Genomic DNA, 13,810 nt, shown 5'->3' on the forward strand with positions numbered 1-13,810 from the left:
TATATTGACACTAAACAGTATATAATGTTAAAATGTTAAAGTGTGCAAATTTAAGAAAGTGGACTTTTGAATATTTATCAGATTACACTTTAATCTTTTGAGTATTTAATAAGGAGGAAACTTTAATGGATTTACAAAGCTTAAGAAATGAAAAAAAAGTAATAGGCACCAAACAAGCAATAAGAGCCTTAAAAGAAAATAAGGCAAAAGTAGTTTTCATAGCACAAGACGCAGAAAAGCATGTTACAAAACATGTGGAAGAATTATCGAAACAAAATAACGTAGATATAATCTACGTTGATTTCATGGAGGAACTAGGCAGAAGTTGTAATATACAAGTAGGAGCTGCCATAGTTGCTGTTTTGAAATAGTTGGCCGCTAACTAAAATATTGGAAGGAGGTGCGAGCCATGCCAACAATAAATCAATTAGTTCGTAAAGGAAGAAAAGCAATAGAGAAGAAATCTACTGCTCCAGCTTTACAGAAAAGTTTTAACTCATTAAACAAAAAAACTACAAATACTAGTTCGCCACAAAAAAGAGGAGTTTGTACTTCTGTTAAGACTGTAACTCCTAAAAAACCTAACTCAGCTTTAAGAAAGATTGCCAGAGTTAGATTAACTAATGGAATAGAAGTTACTGCTTATATCCCAGGAGAAGGACACAACTTACAAGAACATAGTGTTGTTCTTATAAGAGGTGGAAGAGTTAAAGACTTACCAGGAGTTAGATACCACATATTAAGAGGTACTTTAGATACTGCTGGTGTTGAAAACAGAGGTCAGTCAAGATCTAAGTATGGTACTAAGAAGCCTAAGGCTGCTAAGAAGTAATTAAAAAGATAATTTAAAAAATCGTTCGGTGCTTTAAATATATATAAATATTTACGGCATCACGGCAAATGATAAGTTTGTCGAGTACCGATGATCTAAAAAAGATTAAGGAGGGAAGTACAATGCCAAGAAAAGGTAATGTTCCAAAAAGAGAAATTTTACCGGATCCGATATACGGAAGTAAGGTTGTTACTAAATTAATAAATAACTTAATGTTAGATGGTAAAAAAGGGAAATCACAAAATATTGTGTATGGAGCTTTTGAACTTATAAAAGAAAGAACTGGAGAAGAGGCATTAGAGGTTTTTGAGAAAGCTATGAACAATATAATGCCAGTACTTGAAGTTAAAGCTAGACGTGTTGGAGGAGCTAACTACCAAGTACCAATCGAAGTAAGACCAGAAAGAAGACAAACTTTAGGTCTTAGATGGTTAGTTAAGTATACTAGAGCCCGTGGAGAAAAGGGAACAGTAGAAAAATTAGCTAAAGAAATAATGGATGCTGCTAACAATACAGGAGCATCAGTTAAGAAGAAAGAAGATACTCATAAAATGGCAGAAGCTAATAAAGCATTTGCTCATTACAGATGGTAAAATATATAGAAACTGATAAACTTCATATCAGAAAGGAGGATGCCTGTGGCTAGACAATTTTCTTTAGAAAAAACTAGAAATATAGGTATAATGGCTCATATAGATGCAGGAAAAACTACTACTACTGAGAGAATCCTGTTCTATACTGGTGTTACTCGTAAGATAGGAGAAACTCATGAGGGAGCTTCTCAAATGGACTGGATGGAGCAGGAAAAAGAGAGAGGTATAACAATAACTTCTGCTGCTACAACTTGTCAATGGAATGGAAATAGAATAAATATAATAGATACTCCTGGACACGTAGACTTCACTGTTGAGGTTGAAAGATCTCTTCGTGTTCTTGATGGATCAGTTGCTGTTTTCTGTGCTAAGGGTGGGGTTGAACCTCAATCAGAGAATGTATGGAGACAAGCTGATACTTATGGAGTACCAAGAATTGCATTTGTAAACAAGATGGACAGAACAGGTGCTGACTTCTTCAACGTTGTAGAAATGATGAAGGATAGATTAGGAGCTAATGCAGTTGCGGCTCAAATACCAATAGGTAATGAAGATCAATTCAGAGGAATTGTTGACCTTGTTGAAATGAATGCAAGAATATACAAAGACGATTTAGGTCAAGAAATGGAAACAACAGAAATTCCTGATGACTTAAAAGATCAAGCTGAAGAATACAGAGAGCAATTAGTTGAAACTATTGCTGAAACAGATGAAGAATTAATGATGAGATATTTAGAAGGCGAAGAAATATCTAATGATGAATTAAAAGCTGCTTTAAGAAAAGCTGTTATCGCTTGTGAAGTAAACCCAGTATTCTGTGGTACTGCTTACAAGAACAAAGGTGTACAGTTATTATTAGATGCAGTTATAGATTACATGCCATCTCCACTTGAAGTACCAGCTATAACTGGTATGAATCCAGATGGAGAGGAAGAAGCTAGACCATCTTCTGATGAAGAGCCTTTCGCGGCTTTAGCATTCAAAATAATGGCAGATCCATTTATTGGAAAACTTGGTTTCTTTAGAGTTTACTCTGGTGTATTATCAGCTGGTTCTTATGTAGTTAACTCTACTAAGAATAAAAAAGAAAGAATTGGACGTATACTACAAATGCATGCTAACTCAAGAGAAGAGATAGCTCAAGTTTATGCTGGAGATATAGCAGCAGCTGTTGGACTTAAAGATACTACTACTGGAGATACTTTATGTGATCCAAATCATCCAATTATTCTTGAATCAATGGAATTCCCAGAGCCTGTTATCTCTGTTGCTATAGAGCCTCAATCTAAAGCAGCTCAAGAAAAGATGGGTATAGCTCTTCAAAGACTTGCTGAAGAGGATCCAACATTTAGAGTTCGTACTGATGAAGAAACAGGACAAACTATAATATCTGGTATGGGTGAGCTTCACCTTGAGATAATAGTTGATAGACTGTTAAGAGAATTCAAAGTAGAAGCTAACGTTGGAGCTCCACAAGTTGCATACAGAGAAACTATTACTAAAGAAGTTGATATTGATAATAAGTACTCTAAGCAATCTGGTGGTAGAGGACAGTATGGTCATGTTAAGATTAGAGTTAGACCTACTGAGCCAGGCGTAGGCTATAAGTTTACTAATAAAATAGTTGGGGGATCAATCCCTAAAGAATACATTGGACCAGTTGATGCTGGTATCCAAGGCGCTATGGAAGCCGGTATAGTAGCTGGATATCCTGTTGTTGACGTTGAAGTTGAATTATATGATGGTTCTTACCATGATGTCGATTCATCTGAGATGGCCTTCAAGGTTGCAGCTTCTATGGCATTCAAAGAAGCTATGAGAAAATCAAACTCAGTTCTTCTTGAGCCATACTTCAAAGTTGAAGTAGTAACTCCAGAAGATTACATGGGAGATGTAATGGGTGACTTAAACTCAAGACGTGGTAGAATAGAAGGAATGGAAGCAAGATCAGGTGCACAAGTAATAAATGCATATGTTCCACTTTCAGAAATGTTTGGATATTCTACAACTTTAAGATCAATGTCTCAAGGTCGTGCGACATATACAATGATATTTGATCACTATGAGCAAGTTCCAGCATCTGTAGCTAAGAAAGTAGCAGAAGGAAAATAATATAAAAAAATGGTAGGGATGTAAATATCCCTGCCTTTAATATAAGGAGGAATAAAAAATGGCAAAAGCTAAATTTGAAAGAAATAAACCACATGTTAACATCGGAACAATAGGACACGTTGACCACGGTAAAACAACTTTAACAGCAGCTATAACAAGAACATTACATGCAAGATACGAATTAGGAGAAGCAGTAGACTTCGCAAACATAGATAAGGCTCCAGAAGAAAGAGAAAGAGGAATCACAATTTCAACAGCACACGTTGAGTATGAGACTCCAAATAGACATTACGCACACGTTGACTGCCCAGGACATGCTGACTACGTTAAGAACATGATCACAGGAGCAGCACAAATGGACGGAGCAATATTAGTTTGTTCTGCAGCAGATGGTCCAATGCCTCAAACAAGAGAGCATATATTACTTTCAAGACAAGTTGGAGTACCTTACATAGTAGTATTCCTAAACAAGTGTGACATGGTAGACGACGAAGAATTATTAGAGTTAGTTGAAATGGAAGTAAGAGACTTATTAAATGAGTACGAATTCCCAGGAGACGACACTCCAATAGTACAAGGATCAGCTCTTAAAGCATTAGAAGATCCATCAAGTGAGTGGGGAGACAAAATAGTAGAATTATTCGAAGAAATAGATGCATACATCCCAGAGCCAGAAAGAGATATAGACAAGACTTTCTTAATGCCTGTAGAGGACGTATTCTCAATCACAGGAAGAGGAACAGTTGCAACTGGTAGAGTTGAAAGAGGAGTATTAAAAGTTCAAGATGAAATCGAAATAGTAGGACTTTCAGAAGAGCCTAAGAAGATAGTTTGTACAGGAGTAGAGATGTTCAGAAAACTTCTAGATCAAGCACAAGCTGGAGATAACATCGGAGCATTATTAAGAGGTGTTCAAAGAGATGAGATCCAAAGAGGACAAGTATTAGCTAAGCCAGGATCAATAAAGCCTCACACTAAAGTAAAAGCAGAGGTATACGTATTAAAGAAAGAAGAGGGAGGAAGACATACTCCATTCTTCGATGGATACAGACCACAATTCTACTTTAGAACAACAGATGTTACAGGATCAATAAAGTTACCAGAAGGAACAGAAATGGTAATGCCTGGAGATAACATCACAATGGAAGTTGAATTAATCGCTCCAATAGCAATGGAAGAGGGATTAAGATTCGCTATCCGTGAGGGTGGAAGAACAGTAGGAGCAGGAGTAGTTGCTGCTATAATGGAATAATTAAAACTAGAGAAGGTATATACCTTCTCTTTTTTTTATAAAAAAAACTTTACAATCGTAGCGGTTTATTATAAAATAAATAATGTTGAAAACGGATTATGGCTATAAATATTATTAAAAAAATAAAAATATATTTTAAAAAAACTCTTGAAAAAAATATGTTTTTAATATAAAATGTAATAGTGTGTTTGAGAAATGCGATGAAGTAAAAGGTTGCTGACCACCAGGTAATTTTTATGGAGTATGTCTGTATCTCAGAATCGGGCGACCTGATCCTATGCTGTGTTTTGAAAAAAAACAACACACCCGGAACAGTGTAAAGGGATCAAGTCGTACGTGCAAATTAAACGTGCGATAAAGGAGGGAAATTTAAATGGCTAAGAACGAGAAAATAAGAATTAGATTAAAATCATATGATCACAAGATATTAGATTTATCAGCAGAAAAGATAGTTGAAACTGCTAAGAAGACAGGAGCTAAGGTTTCAGGACCAGTACCGCTACCTACTGAAAAGCAAATAATAACTATACTAAGAGCGGTTCATAAGTACAAGGATTCTAGAGAGCAGTTCGAAATGAGAACTCATAAGAGACTTGTAGATATAACAAGCCCAACACCAAAGACTGTAGATTCTTTAATGAAGTTAGATTTACCAGCAGGTGTTGATATTGAAATCAAATTATAATAAATTTGATACTAAGATATGGATATAGATATACCTTATCTTAGAATGATTGCGAATTCGTAATCCGCTGTAAGATTATAGGAGGTGTCAAGAATGAATGGATTATTAGGTAAAAAAATTGGTATGACTCAAATATTTACTGAAGAAGGTAATGTCATTCCTGTTACTGTTATTGAAGCAGGACCAATAGTAATTACTCAAATCAAGAACGTGGAAAATGATGGATACAATGCGATTCAAGTAGGATTTGGAGATGTTAAAGAAAAATCTTTAAACAAGCCTCAAAAAGGACAATTTGAAAAAGCAGGAGTATCATTCAGAAAGCATGTAAAAGAATTTAGAGTTGAGAACTCAAGTGAGTATACAGTAGGACAAGAAATAGCTGCTGATATATTTACAACAGGAGAAAAAGTAGATGTTACTGGAATTAGTAAAGGTAAAGGATTCCAAGGTGTTATAAAAAGACATGGTCAAAGTAGAGGACCTGAAACTCACGGTTCTAGATACCACAGAAGACCAGGTTCAATGGGAGCTTGTGCTACACCTGGTAGAGTGTTCAAAGGGAAAAAATTAGCTGGACACATGGGAGTAGACAAAGTTACTATTCAAAACTTAGAAGTTGTAAGAGTAGATGCTGAAAAGAACTTAATATTAGTTAAAGGTGCTATACCTGGACCTAAGCGTTCGTTAGTTACTATAAAAAAAGCAGTAAAGTCAAGCAAGTAATTTAATCTTGTAAGAAAGGAGGAAGCAAAATGCCAAAAATAGATATATTAAACATTAACGGTGAAAAGGTTGATGAATTAGTATTATCAGATAACGTATTCGGTGCTGAAGTTAATGAGCACGTTTTATATGAAGTAGTAAAAAACCAATTAGCTAATAAAAGACAAGGTACTCAATCTGCTAAGACTAGATCTGAAGTAAGAGGTGGAGGAAGAAAGCCTTGGAGACAAAAAGGAACTGGTAGAGCAAGACAAGGTAGTACAAGATCACCTCAATGGGTAGGTGGAGGAATTGTATTCGCACCAAAACCTAGAGATTATAGATATACGTTACCTAAAAAGGTAAGAAGATTAGCTATGAAGTGTGCTTTATCATCTAAAGTTCAAAATAAAGAAATAATAGTTTTAGATGCATTAAATATGGAAGCTCCAAAAACTAAAGAATTCGCTAAAATACTTAACAACTTAAAAGTAGAGAAGAAAGCTTTAGTAGTTTTAGGAGAAAACAATAAAAATGTAATAAAGTCAGCTTCAAACATAGAAGGAGTTACAACTGCTCAAGTTAACACTATAAATGTATATGATATATTAAAGCATGATGCATTTATTATAACTAAAGATGCTGTTGAAAAAGTGGAGGAGGTGTACGCATAATGACTAATCCACATGATATAATTGTAAAACCTGTTATAAGTGAGCAAAGTATGGCGGATATGGCTTCTAAAAAATACACTTTTGTAGTTTCTAAAAGAGCTAACAAAACTGAAATAAAGAAGGCTGTTGAAACTGTATTTGGTGTTTCAGTCGATAAAGTAAACACTTTAAACTATAGCGGAAAAGAAAAAAGAATGGGAAAACATGTAGGAAGAACTGCAAGCTTCAAGAAAGCTGTTATTACTTTAACTGCTGATAGTAAAGAAATAGAGTTCTTCGAAGGCGTGTAGGACCAAAGCAAGAAGGAGGGAAATAAGATGGCTATTAAAAAGTTTAAACCAACTTCTCCTGGATTAAGACAAATGACGGTTTTAGTTTCTGATGAAATAACTAAGCACGAACCGGAAAAATCATTACTTGTTTCTTTAAAGAAACATTCAGGAAGAAATGCTCATGGTAAAATAACTGTTCGTCATAAAGGTGGCGGATCTAAGAAGAAGTATAGAATAATAGATTTTAAAAGAAATAAAGACGGTGTTCCTGCGAAAGTTACTGCAGTTGAATACGATCCAAACAGAACAGCTAACATAGCATTATTAGCTTATGCTGATGGAGAAAAAACATATATATTAGCACCTAACGGAATTAAGGTTGGAGATATTTTAATGTCAGGTGAGAATGCAGATATAAAAGTGGGAAATGCTTTAGTATTAAAAGATATCCCAGTTGGTACTTTAGTACACAACATCGAATTAAAAGTTGGAAAAGGTGGACAAATAGTAAGATCTGCTGGAGCTTCAGCTCAGTTAATGGCTAAAGAAGGAAAGCATGCTCTTTTAAGATTACCATCTGGAGAAATGAGATATGTTAATATCAACTGTAGAGCTACAATAGGACAAGTTGGAAACTTAGAACACTTCAACGTAACTATAGGTAAAGCAGGAAGAAAGAGACATATGGGAATTAGACCAACAGTAAGAGGATCTGTAATGAACCCTTGCGACCATCCACACGGAGGAGGAGAAGGTAGAGCACCAATCGGTAGACCGTCACCGGTTACACCTTGGGGTAAACCAGCTCTTGGATACAAAACTCGTAAGAAAAACAAAGCTTCTGATAAATTAATAGTATCAAGAAGAAAGAAATAATAAACACTAATAAGTAATGGGAAGGAGGAAAGCAAATGGGAAGATCAGCTAAAAAAGGACCTTTTGTTCACCCACGTCTTCTTAAGAAGATAGAAGCTATGAATGCTGCAAATGAGAAAAAAGTTATAAAGACTTGGTCAAGAGCATCAACTATATTTCCTCAAATGGTAGAACATACTATAGCTGTACATGATGGTAGAAAACACGTACCAGTTTATGTAACAGAAGACATGGTAGGACATAAATTAGGAGAATTTGCTCCAACAAGAACTTTTAAAGGACACAAAGACGACGAAAAGTCTTCAAAGAGAAAATAGTCCATTTATAATGGGAGGAGGTAATCGCTGTGGAAGCTAGAGCAACTGCTAAATATATACGTATAGCACCAAGAAAAGCAGGTCAAGTAGCTGATATTGTTAGAGGAAAGAATGTAAACGAAGCCTTAGCAATATTAAAGTATACGCCAAAAGTTGCTGCGCCAGTAATAGCTAAGGTTGTAAAATCTGCAATGGCTAATGCTGAGAACAATTACAATATGGACGTAGATAAGTTATATGTTGCGGAAGTATTTGCAAACCAAGGCCCTACAATGAAGAGATTCATGCCAAGAGCTATGGGAAGAGCTACAACTATTAGAAAAAGAACAAGTCATATAGAGGTAGTATTAAAAGAAAGATAAATTAAGTTATAAAAGGAGGGAAATCAATGGGTCAAAAGGTTAACCCACACGGCTTTAGAGTCGGAGTGATAAAGGACTGGGATTCTAGATGGTTCGCTGATAAAAAAGATTTCGGTGCTTTTATATTAGAAGATCATACTATACGTAAATTCTTAAAAAATAAATTAAACACATCTGGAATTTCTAAAATAGAAATTGAAAGAGCTGCTAACAAACTTAGATTACACTTATCTGTTGCTAAACCAGGAATGGTAATCGGTAGAGGTGGATCTGGAATAGAAGCTTTAAAAGCTGAATTAGAAAAAATGACTAAGAAAAATGTTTATATAAACATTATAGAAGTTAAGCGTCCAGAAAAAGAAGCTCAATTAATAGCAGAAAATATAGCTTTAGCAATTGAAAGAAGGGTATCTTTCAGAAGAGCTATGAAGCAAGCTATGCAAAGAGCTATGAGATCAGGAGCTAAAGGTATAAAAGTTTCTGCATCTGGTAGACTTGGTGGAGCGGAAATGGCTAGAACTGAAGGATATAGTGAAGGAAATGTACCACTTCAAACTTTAAGAGCTGATATAGCTTATGGATTCGCTGAATCAAACACAACTTATGGTAAAATAGGAATCAAAGTTTGGGTTTGTAACGGAGAAGTTCTTCCATCAAAAAATGGTTTTACACCAAGAGCGATAGAAGAAAAACAAGATAGAAAAAGAAGAGATAATAGAAGAGATAACAGAAACAATAGATCTCAAAGATCTCAAAAGAAAGAGGCTTAATAAGTAGATATTAAGGAAGGAGGAAATGCTCATGTTAATGCCTAAAAGAGTAAAGCGTCGTAGAGTTCACAGAGGTAAAATGTCTGGTCAAGCTCATAAAGGTAATAAAGTTACTTATGGAGAGTTCGGATTAGTAGCATTAGAGCCAGCATGGATAACTTCTAATCAAATAGAAGCTGCCAGAATCGCTATGACAAGATATATAAAAAGAGGGGGAAAAGTTTGGATAAAGATATTCCCTCATAAGCCAGTAACTAGAAAACCAGCAGAAACTCGTATGGGAGCCGGAAAAGGATCACCAGAATATTGGGTGGCTGTAGTTAAACCTGGTAGAGTAATGTTTGAACTTGCAGGAGTTCCAGAAGAGAAAGCTAGAGAAGCTATGAGACTTGCTATGCATAAGCTTCCTGTTAAATGTAAATTTGTTATGCGTGAAGAAACTGAAGTAAAGGGTGGTGAAGCGGATGAAAGCTAAAGAGTTAAGAGAAATGACTAGCTCAGAGTTAAATCAAAAGATAAATGAATTTAAAAGTGAATTATTTAGCTTAAGATTCCAATTAGCTACAGGACAACTTGAAAATACATCTAGAGTTAAATTCGTTAGAAAAGATATAGCTAGAGTAAAGACCATCCTTATAGAAAGAGAACTAGAAGAATCTAGAGCTTAGTAGCTTAAAAGAAGGGAGGCTCTCAATATGGAAAGAGGAAGTAGAAAAGTTAGAATAGGCCGTGTTGTAAGTGACAAAATGGATAAAACTATGGTTGTTGCTGTAGAAGAGTTCGTTCGTCATCCATTATACGGAAAAGCTGTAAAAAGAACTAAGAAATTTAAAGCTCATGATGAGCAAAATGTATGCAAAATTGGAGATAGAGTAAAAATAATGGAAACTAGACCTTTATCAAAAGATAAGAGATTTAGATTAGTTGAAGTTATAGAGCAAGCTAAATAATACAGGCGAAAAGGAGGGATTATGAATGATACAACAGGAGACACGTTTGAAAGTTGCTGATAATTCAGGTGCTAAAGAACTATTATGTATACGTGTTTTAGGCGGAAGTGGAAGAAAATATGCAAACGTTGGAGATGTAGTAGTTGCTACTGTTAAAAGTGCAACACCTGGTGGAGTTGTAAAAAAAGGTAAGGTTGTTAAAGCTGTAGTAGTAAGAACTAAGCAAGGTCTAAGACGTAAAGACGGTAGTTATATAACATTTGATGAAAATGCTGCTGTTATAATAAAAGACGATAATACTCCTATGGGAACTCGTATCTTCGGGCCTGTTGCAAGAGAGTTAAGAGACAAAGATTTCATGAAGATAGTTTCTCTTGCTCCAGAGGTACTATAATTAAGGAGGTGCAATAGAGGATGATGCGCGTAAAAAAAGATGATACTGTTGTTGTTATATCGGGAAAAGATAAAGGCAAAAAAGGTAAAGTCGTAAAGGTTTTCACTAAGACAGATAAAGTAATAGTTGAAGGTGTAAACATGGCTACAAAACACCAAAAGCCTAACGCTAAAGTGCAACAAGGTGGAATTATACATCAAGAAGCACCTATACATGTTTCAAACGTTATGTTATTTGACGCTAAAGAAGGTAAAGGTGTAAGAGTAGGATTCAAAACATTAGAAGATGGAACAAAAGTAAGAGTGTCTAGAAAGAGCGGAGACGAAATATAATATCTTGAAAGGAGGTACCAAAAGTGGCTTCAAGATTAAAGGAAAAGTACACGAAAGAAGTTGCTCCAGCATTAATGGAGAAATTCACATATAAGAATGTTATGGAGATACCTAAACTTGAAAAAGTTGTAATAAACATGGGTATTGGTAACGCAAAAGAGAATGCAAAAGAATTAGAAGCAGCGATTGCAGAATTAGAAATGATAAGTGGTCAAAAGCCTGTTACTACTAAAGCAAAAAAATCTGTTGCAAACTTCAAATTAAGAGAAGGAATGCCAGTTGGTGCTAAAGTAACATTAAGAGGAGATAAAATGCATCACTTTGTTGATAAATTATTCAACATTTCTTTACCAAGAGTTAGAGACTTCAGAGGAGTTAATCCTAATTCATTTGATGGAAGAGGAAACTATGCACTTGGAATTAAAGAGCAATTAATTTATCCAGAAATAGAATATGATAAAGTTGATAAAGTTAGAGGTATGGATATCATATTTGTTACTAGTGCTAAGAATGATGAGCAAGCACGTGAATTATTAAAATTATTAGGAATGCCATATTCTAAGTAATCAAAGGAGGGATTCCAATGGCTAGAAAAGCTATGGTTGTGAAACAACAAAGAAAGCAAAAGTATAAAACTAGAGAATATACTAGATGTAGTATATGTGGTAGACCACATTCTGTTTTAAGAAAATTCGGCATATGTCGTATATGCTTTAGAGAACTAGCTCATAAAGGAGAAATACCTGGAGTTAGAAAAGCAAGCTGGTAAGATATGAAAGGAGGTCAGAACTATGACAATGACAGATCCAATAGCGGATATGCTAACACGTATAAGAAATGCTAATACAGTTAAACATGAGACTGTTGACATACCTGCTTCAAATATAAAAAAAGAAATAGCTAGAATTCTGTTAGAAGAAGGATTTATAAAAGGCTATGATGTAATAGAAGATGCTAAGCAAGGAATAATTAGAGCACAATTAAAGTACGGAAAGAACAATGAAAAAGTTATAACTGGAATAAAGAGAATTTCAAAACCAGGAATGAGAGTTTATGCTGCTAAAGATGAAATACCAAAAGTTTTAAACGGACTTGGAATTTCAATAATATCTACTTCAAAAGGTATAATAACAGATAAACAATCTAGAAAAGAAGGCGTTGGCGGAGAAGTAATTTGCTACGTTTGGTAATATAAAGAACGCTGCAAGGAGGTGTAGATATGTCAAGAATAGGTATTAAGCCAATTGAAATAGCTGAAGGCGTAGACGTTATAATAGGAGAAGAAAACCTTATAACTGTTAAAGGCCCTAAAGGAGAACTTACAAAAAAGTTTGTAGAGGATTTAAAAATAACTAAAGAAGATAATTCTATAGTAGTTGAAAGACCTACGAACAATAAAAGACATAGATCTTTACACGGATTAACTAGAACACTTATAGCTAATATGGTTGAAGGTGTAACTAAAGGATATGAGAAGAAATTAGAGTTAGTTGGTGTAGGATACAGAGCTCAAAAACAAGGTAAAAAATTAGTTATGAGTTTAGGATTTTCACATCCAGTAGAAATGGAAGATCCAGAAGGCGTAGTAACTGAAACTCCTAATCAAACTGAAATAACAGTTAAAGGTATAGATAAGCAATTAGTAGGTAACTATGCTGCTAAGATAAGAGCTTGGAGAAAGCCAGAGCCATACAAAGGCAAGGGAGTTAAATACGTTGGAGAAGTTATAAGACGTAAAGAAGGAAAAACAGGTAAGTAAAAAAAATCTATAATAGAAAGGAGTGAATATGAGTGTTCAAAAAAGTAAATAAAAATGAGAACAGACTTCAAAGACACAAAAGAGTTCGTAAGAAAATTCATGGAAGCTCTGAAACACCAAGAGTAAATGTATTTAGAAGTAATTCTAATATTTATGCTCAAATAATAGATGATGTTAATGCATGTACTTTAATTGCAGCTTCTTCTCTTGAAGCAGAAGTTAAAGGTGCTGTTAAGAACACTGGAAACAAAGAAGCTGCTAAGCTTGTAGGTAAACTATTAGCTAAGAAAGCATTAGATAAAGGAATTAAAGAAGTTGTATTTGATCGTGGTGGATACATTTATCATGGTAGAGTAAAAGAATTAGCAGAGGGAGCTAGAGAAGGCGGCCTTGAGTTTTAATAAAAGGAGGGAAATAAATGCTTCGTAAACCGATAGATGCAAGACAACTTGACTTAAAAGAAAAAGTTGTTCAAATAAGACGTGTTACTAAGGTTGTTAAAGGTGGTAGAAACTTTAGATTTGCTGCTTTAGTAATAGTTGGAGATGAAAACGGATACGTAGGATTAGGTACTGGTAAAGCTATGGAAGTACCTGATGCTATAAAAAAAGCAATAGATGATGCTAAGAAGAATTTAATTCGTGTACCTATGGTTGGAACTACAATTCCTCACCAAGTAAAAGGTCACTTTGGTGCAGGTAATATATTAATAATGCCAGCACAAGAAGGTACAGGAGTTATCGCTGGAGGACCTGTTCGTGCGGTTCTTGAGCTTGCTGGATTAAAAGACGTTAGAGCTAAATCTTTAGGATCTAACAATGCTAGAAATATGGTAAATGCTACTATAGAAGGACTTAAGTCTCTAAGAACTGCTGAAGATATAGCAAAACTTAGAGGTAAAAAAGTTGAAGACCTTCTAGGATAA

24 protein-coding genes are annotated in these 13,810 nt (G+C 34.9%); all 24 read left to right on the plus strand.

Features of this window, described 5'->3' with window-relative positions; all coding sequences use genetic code 11:
• Window positions 1-125 precede the first annotated feature (125 nt).
• The 24 genes from P4S50_RS19150 to rpsE all read left to right on the plus strand — a co-directional run bounded on the left by P4S50_RS19150 (window position 126) and on the right by rpsE (window position 13,810).
• On the plus strand, window positions 126-371 hold the full coding sequence (locus tag P4S50_RS19150; protein ID WP_277732354.1) for a ribosomal L7Ae/L30e/S12e/Gadd45 family protein: 246 nt from the start codon (window positions 126-128) through the stop codon (window positions 369-371).
• A 38-nt stretch (window positions 372-409) separates the two neighbouring features.
• On the plus strand, window positions 410-832 hold the full coding sequence (gene rpsL, locus P4S50_RS19155; protein ID WP_277732355.1) for a 30S ribosomal protein S12: 423 nt from the start codon (window positions 410-412) through the stop codon (window positions 830-832).
• A gap of 122 nt (window positions 833-954) precedes the next feature.
• Window positions 955-1,425 carry a 30S ribosomal protein S7 gene (rpsG, locus tag P4S50_RS19160; protein ID WP_248481118.1) on the plus strand — a complete coding sequence of 157 codons (471 nt, stop codon included), beginning with the start codon at window positions 955-957 and terminating at the stop codon, window positions 1,423-1,425.
• A gap of 45 nt (window positions 1,426-1,470) precedes the next feature.
• On the plus strand, window positions 1,471-3,537 hold the full coding sequence (gene fusA, locus P4S50_RS19165) for an elongation factor G (RefSeq protein ID WP_277732356.1): 2,067 nt from the start codon (window positions 1,471-1,473) through the stop codon (window positions 3,535-3,537).
• A gap of 58 nt (window positions 3,538-3,595) precedes the next feature.
• A complete protein-coding gene (gene tuf / locus P4S50_RS19170) occupies window positions 3,596-4,789 on the plus strand; it encodes an elongation factor Tu (protein ID WP_277732357.1) in 1,194 nt (397 codons plus the stop codon).
• A gap of 373 nt (window positions 4,790-5,162) precedes the next feature.
• Window positions 5,163-5,474 carry a 30S ribosomal protein S10 gene (rpsJ, locus tag P4S50_RS19175; RefSeq protein ID WP_248481115.1) on the plus strand — a complete coding sequence of 104 codons (312 nt, stop codon included), beginning with the start codon at window positions 5,163-5,165 and terminating at the stop codon, window positions 5,472-5,474.
• A gap of 93 nt (window positions 5,475-5,567) precedes the next feature.
• Window positions 5,568-6,200 (plus strand): 50S ribosomal protein L3, encoded by a 633-nt coding sequence (rplC, locus tag P4S50_RS19180; RefSeq protein WP_277732358.1) that lies wholly within the window; start codon window positions 5,568-5,570, stop codon window positions 6,198-6,200.
• A gap of 29 nt (window positions 6,201-6,229) precedes the next feature.
• On the plus strand, window positions 6,230-6,853 hold the full coding sequence (gene rplD, locus P4S50_RS19185; protein WP_277732359.1) for a 50S ribosomal protein L4: 624 nt from the start codon (window positions 6,230-6,232) through the stop codon (window positions 6,851-6,853).
• The gene (rplW, locus tag P4S50_RS19190) at window positions 6,853-7,143 is read left to right on the plus strand and encodes a 50S ribosomal protein L23 (protein ID WP_099191137.1); all 291 of its coding nucleotides are present in this window, start codon (window positions 6,853-6,855) and stop codon (window positions 7,141-7,143) included. Before rplD ends, rplW begins: the two co-directional genes overlap by 1 nt.
• Window positions 7,144-7,170: 27 nt before the next feature.
• Complete coding sequence (gene rplB, locus P4S50_RS19195) at window positions 7,171-8,001, plus strand: 50S ribosomal protein L2 (RefSeq protein WP_277732360.1); 831 nt, start codon at window positions 7,171-7,173, stop codon at window positions 7,999-8,001.
• A 35-nt stretch (window positions 8,002-8,036) separates the two neighbouring features.
• Complete coding sequence (gene rpsS, locus P4S50_RS19200) at window positions 8,037-8,318, plus strand: 30S ribosomal protein S19 (protein WP_277732361.1); 282 nt, start codon at window positions 8,037-8,039, stop codon at window positions 8,316-8,318.
• Between the two features lie 29 nt (window positions 8,319-8,347).
• Complete coding sequence (gene rplV, locus P4S50_RS19205; RefSeq protein WP_277732362.1) at window positions 8,348-8,680, plus strand: 50S ribosomal protein L22; 333 nt, start codon at window positions 8,348-8,350, stop codon at window positions 8,678-8,680.
• Between the two features lie 26 nt (window positions 8,681-8,706).
• A complete protein-coding gene (gene rpsC, locus P4S50_RS19210; RefSeq protein WP_277732363.1) occupies window positions 8,707-9,450 on the plus strand; it encodes a 30S ribosomal protein S3 in 744 nt (247 codons plus the stop codon).
• 31 nt (window positions 9,451-9,481) lie between these two features.
• Window positions 9,482-9,925 carry a 50S ribosomal protein L16 gene (gene rplP, locus P4S50_RS19215; RefSeq protein WP_099191147.1) on the plus strand — a complete coding sequence of 148 codons (444 nt, stop codon included), beginning with the start codon at window positions 9,482-9,484 and terminating at the stop codon, window positions 9,923-9,925.
• On the plus strand, window positions 9,915-10,118 hold the full coding sequence (rpmC, locus tag P4S50_RS19220; RefSeq protein ID WP_277732364.1) for a 50S ribosomal protein L29: 204 nt from the start codon (window positions 9,915-9,917) through the stop codon (window positions 10,116-10,118). The genes rplP and rpmC overlap by 11 nt, the downstream gene beginning before the upstream one ends.
• A 27-nt stretch (window positions 10,119-10,145) precedes the next feature.
• The gene (gene rpsQ / locus P4S50_RS19225; protein ID WP_277732365.1) at window positions 10,146-10,400 is read left to right on the plus strand and encodes a 30S ribosomal protein S17; all 255 of its coding nucleotides are present in this window, start codon (window positions 10,146-10,148) and stop codon (window positions 10,398-10,400) included.
• Window positions 10,401-10,425: 25 nt separating this feature from the next.
• Window positions 10,426-10,794: a 50S ribosomal protein L14 gene (rplN, locus tag P4S50_RS19230; protein WP_277732366.1), complete on the plus strand. Its 369-nt coding sequence runs from the start codon at window positions 10,426-10,428 to the stop codon at window positions 10,792-10,794.
• 23 nt (window positions 10,795-10,817) lie between these two features.
• Window positions 10,818-11,126, plus strand: a complete 309-nt coding sequence (gene rplX / locus P4S50_RS19235) for a 50S ribosomal protein L24 (protein WP_277734789.1) — start codon at window positions 10,818-10,820, stop codon at window positions 11,124-11,126.
• A gap of 23 nt (window positions 11,127-11,149) precedes the next feature.
• Window positions 11,150-11,692: a 50S ribosomal protein L5 gene (gene rplE, locus P4S50_RS19240; protein ID WP_277732367.1), complete on the plus strand. Its 543-nt coding sequence runs from the start codon at window positions 11,150-11,152 to the stop codon at window positions 11,690-11,692.
• A 17-nt stretch (window positions 11,693-11,709) separates the two neighbouring features.
• The gene (locus P4S50_RS19245) at window positions 11,710-11,895 is read left to right on the plus strand and encodes a type Z 30S ribosomal protein S14 (RefSeq protein WP_277732368.1); all 186 of its coding nucleotides are present in this window, start codon (window positions 11,710-11,712) and stop codon (window positions 11,893-11,895) included.
• 22 nt (window positions 11,896-11,917) lie between these two features.
• On the plus strand, window positions 11,918-12,316 hold the full coding sequence (gene rpsH / locus P4S50_RS19250) for a 30S ribosomal protein S8 (RefSeq protein ID WP_277732369.1): 399 nt from the start codon (window positions 11,918-11,920) through the stop codon (window positions 12,314-12,316).
• A gap of 29 nt (window positions 12,317-12,345) precedes the next feature.
• Window positions 12,346-12,885 carry a 50S ribosomal protein L6 gene (gene rplF / locus P4S50_RS19255; RefSeq protein ID WP_277732370.1) on the plus strand — a complete coding sequence of 180 codons (540 nt, stop codon included), beginning with the start codon at window positions 12,346-12,348 and terminating at the stop codon, window positions 12,883-12,885.
• A 32-nt stretch (window positions 12,886-12,917) separates the two neighbouring features.
• Window positions 12,918-13,286, plus strand: coding sequence for a 50S ribosomal protein L18 (rplR, locus tag P4S50_RS19260; protein ID WP_277732371.1), 369 nt, complete (start codon window positions 12,918-12,920; stop codon window positions 13,284-13,286).
• Between the two features lie 17 nt (window positions 13,287-13,303).
• Entirely contained in the window at window positions 13,304-13,810 is a 507-nt protein-coding gene (rpsE, locus tag P4S50_RS19265; protein ID WP_277732372.1) for a 30S ribosomal protein S5, read from the plus strand.

It is taken from the genome of Tepidibacter hydrothermalis, assembly GCF_029542625.1.
GTDB lineage: Bacteria > Bacillota > Clostridia > Peptostreptococcales > Peptostreptococcaceae > Tepidibacter_A > Tepidibacter_A hydrothermalis.

Excerpts from the sequence above, each read along its gene's own strand:
- rpsL (WP_277732355.1), top strand. The coding sequence starts at position 410 with ATGCCAACAATAAATCAATTAGTTCGTAAAGGAAGAAAAGCAATAGAG.
- rpsJ (WP_248481115.1), top strand. The coding sequence starts at position 5,163 with ATGGCTAAGAACGAGAAAATAAGAATTAGATTAAAATCATATGATCAC.
- rplW (WP_099191137.1), top strand. The coding sequence starts at position 6,853 with ATGACTAATCCACATGATATAATTGTAAAACCTGTTATAAGTGAGCAA.
- rpsG (WP_248481118.1), top strand. The coding sequence starts at position 955 with ATGCCAAGAAAAGGTAATGTTCCAAAAAGAGAAATTTTACCGGATCCG.
- tuf (WP_277732357.1), top strand. The coding sequence starts at position 3,596 with ATGGCAAAAGCTAAATTTGAAAGAAATAAACCACATGTTAACATCGGA.
- rplX (WP_277734789.1), top strand. The coding sequence starts at position 10,818 with ATGCGCGTAAAAAAAGATGATACTGTTGTTGTTATATCGGGAAAAGAT.
- rplP (WP_099191147.1), top strand. The coding sequence starts at position 9,482 with ATGTTAATGCCTAAAAGAGTAAAGCGTCGTAGAGTTCACAGAGGTAAA.
- rplN (WP_277732366.1), top strand. The coding sequence starts at position 10,426 with ATGATACAACAGGAGACACGTTTGAAAGTTGCTGATAATTCAGGTGCT.
- rpsE (WP_277732372.1), top strand. The coding sequence starts at position 13,304 with ATGCTTCGTAAACCGATAGATGCAAGACAACTTGACTTAAAAGAAAAA.
- rplD (WP_277732359.1), top strand. The coding sequence starts at position 6,230 with ATGCCAAAAATAGATATATTAAACATTAACGGTGAAAAGGTTGATGAA.
- rpsS (WP_277732361.1), top strand. The coding sequence starts at position 8,037 with ATGGGAAGATCAGCTAAAAAAGGACCTTTTGTTCACCCACGTCTTCTT.
- rpmC (WP_277732364.1), top strand. The coding sequence starts at position 9,915 with ATGAAAGCTAAAGAGTTAAGAGAAATGACTAGCTCAGAGTTAAATCAA.
- rplC (WP_277732358.1), top strand. The coding sequence starts at position 5,568 with ATGAATGGATTATTAGGTAAAAAAATTGGTATGACTCAAATATTTACT.
- rplB (WP_277732360.1), top strand. The coding sequence starts at position 7,171 with ATGGCTATTAAAAAGTTTAAACCAACTTCTCCTGGATTAAGACAAATG.
- P4S50_RS19245 (WP_277732368.1), top strand. The coding sequence starts at position 11,710 with ATGGCTAGAAAAGCTATGGTTGTGAAACAACAAAGAAAGCAAAAGTAT.
- rplF (WP_277732370.1), top strand. The coding sequence starts at position 12,346 with ATGTCAAGAATAGGTATTAAGCCAATTGAAATAGCTGAAGGCGTAGAC.
- rpsC (WP_277732363.1), top strand. The coding sequence starts at position 8,707 with ATGGGTCAAAAGGTTAACCCACACGGCTTTAGAGTCGGAGTGATAAAG.
- rpsH (WP_277732369.1), top strand. The coding sequence starts at position 11,918 with ATGACAATGACAGATCCAATAGCGGATATGCTAACACGTATAAGAAAT.
- P4S50_RS19150 (WP_277732354.1), top strand. The coding sequence starts at position 126 with ATGGATTTACAAAGCTTAAGAAATGAAAAAAAAGTAATAGGCACCAAA.
- rpsQ (WP_277732365.1), top strand. The coding sequence starts at position 10,146 with ATGGAAAGAGGAAGTAGAAAAGTTAGAATAGGCCGTGTTGTAAGTGAC.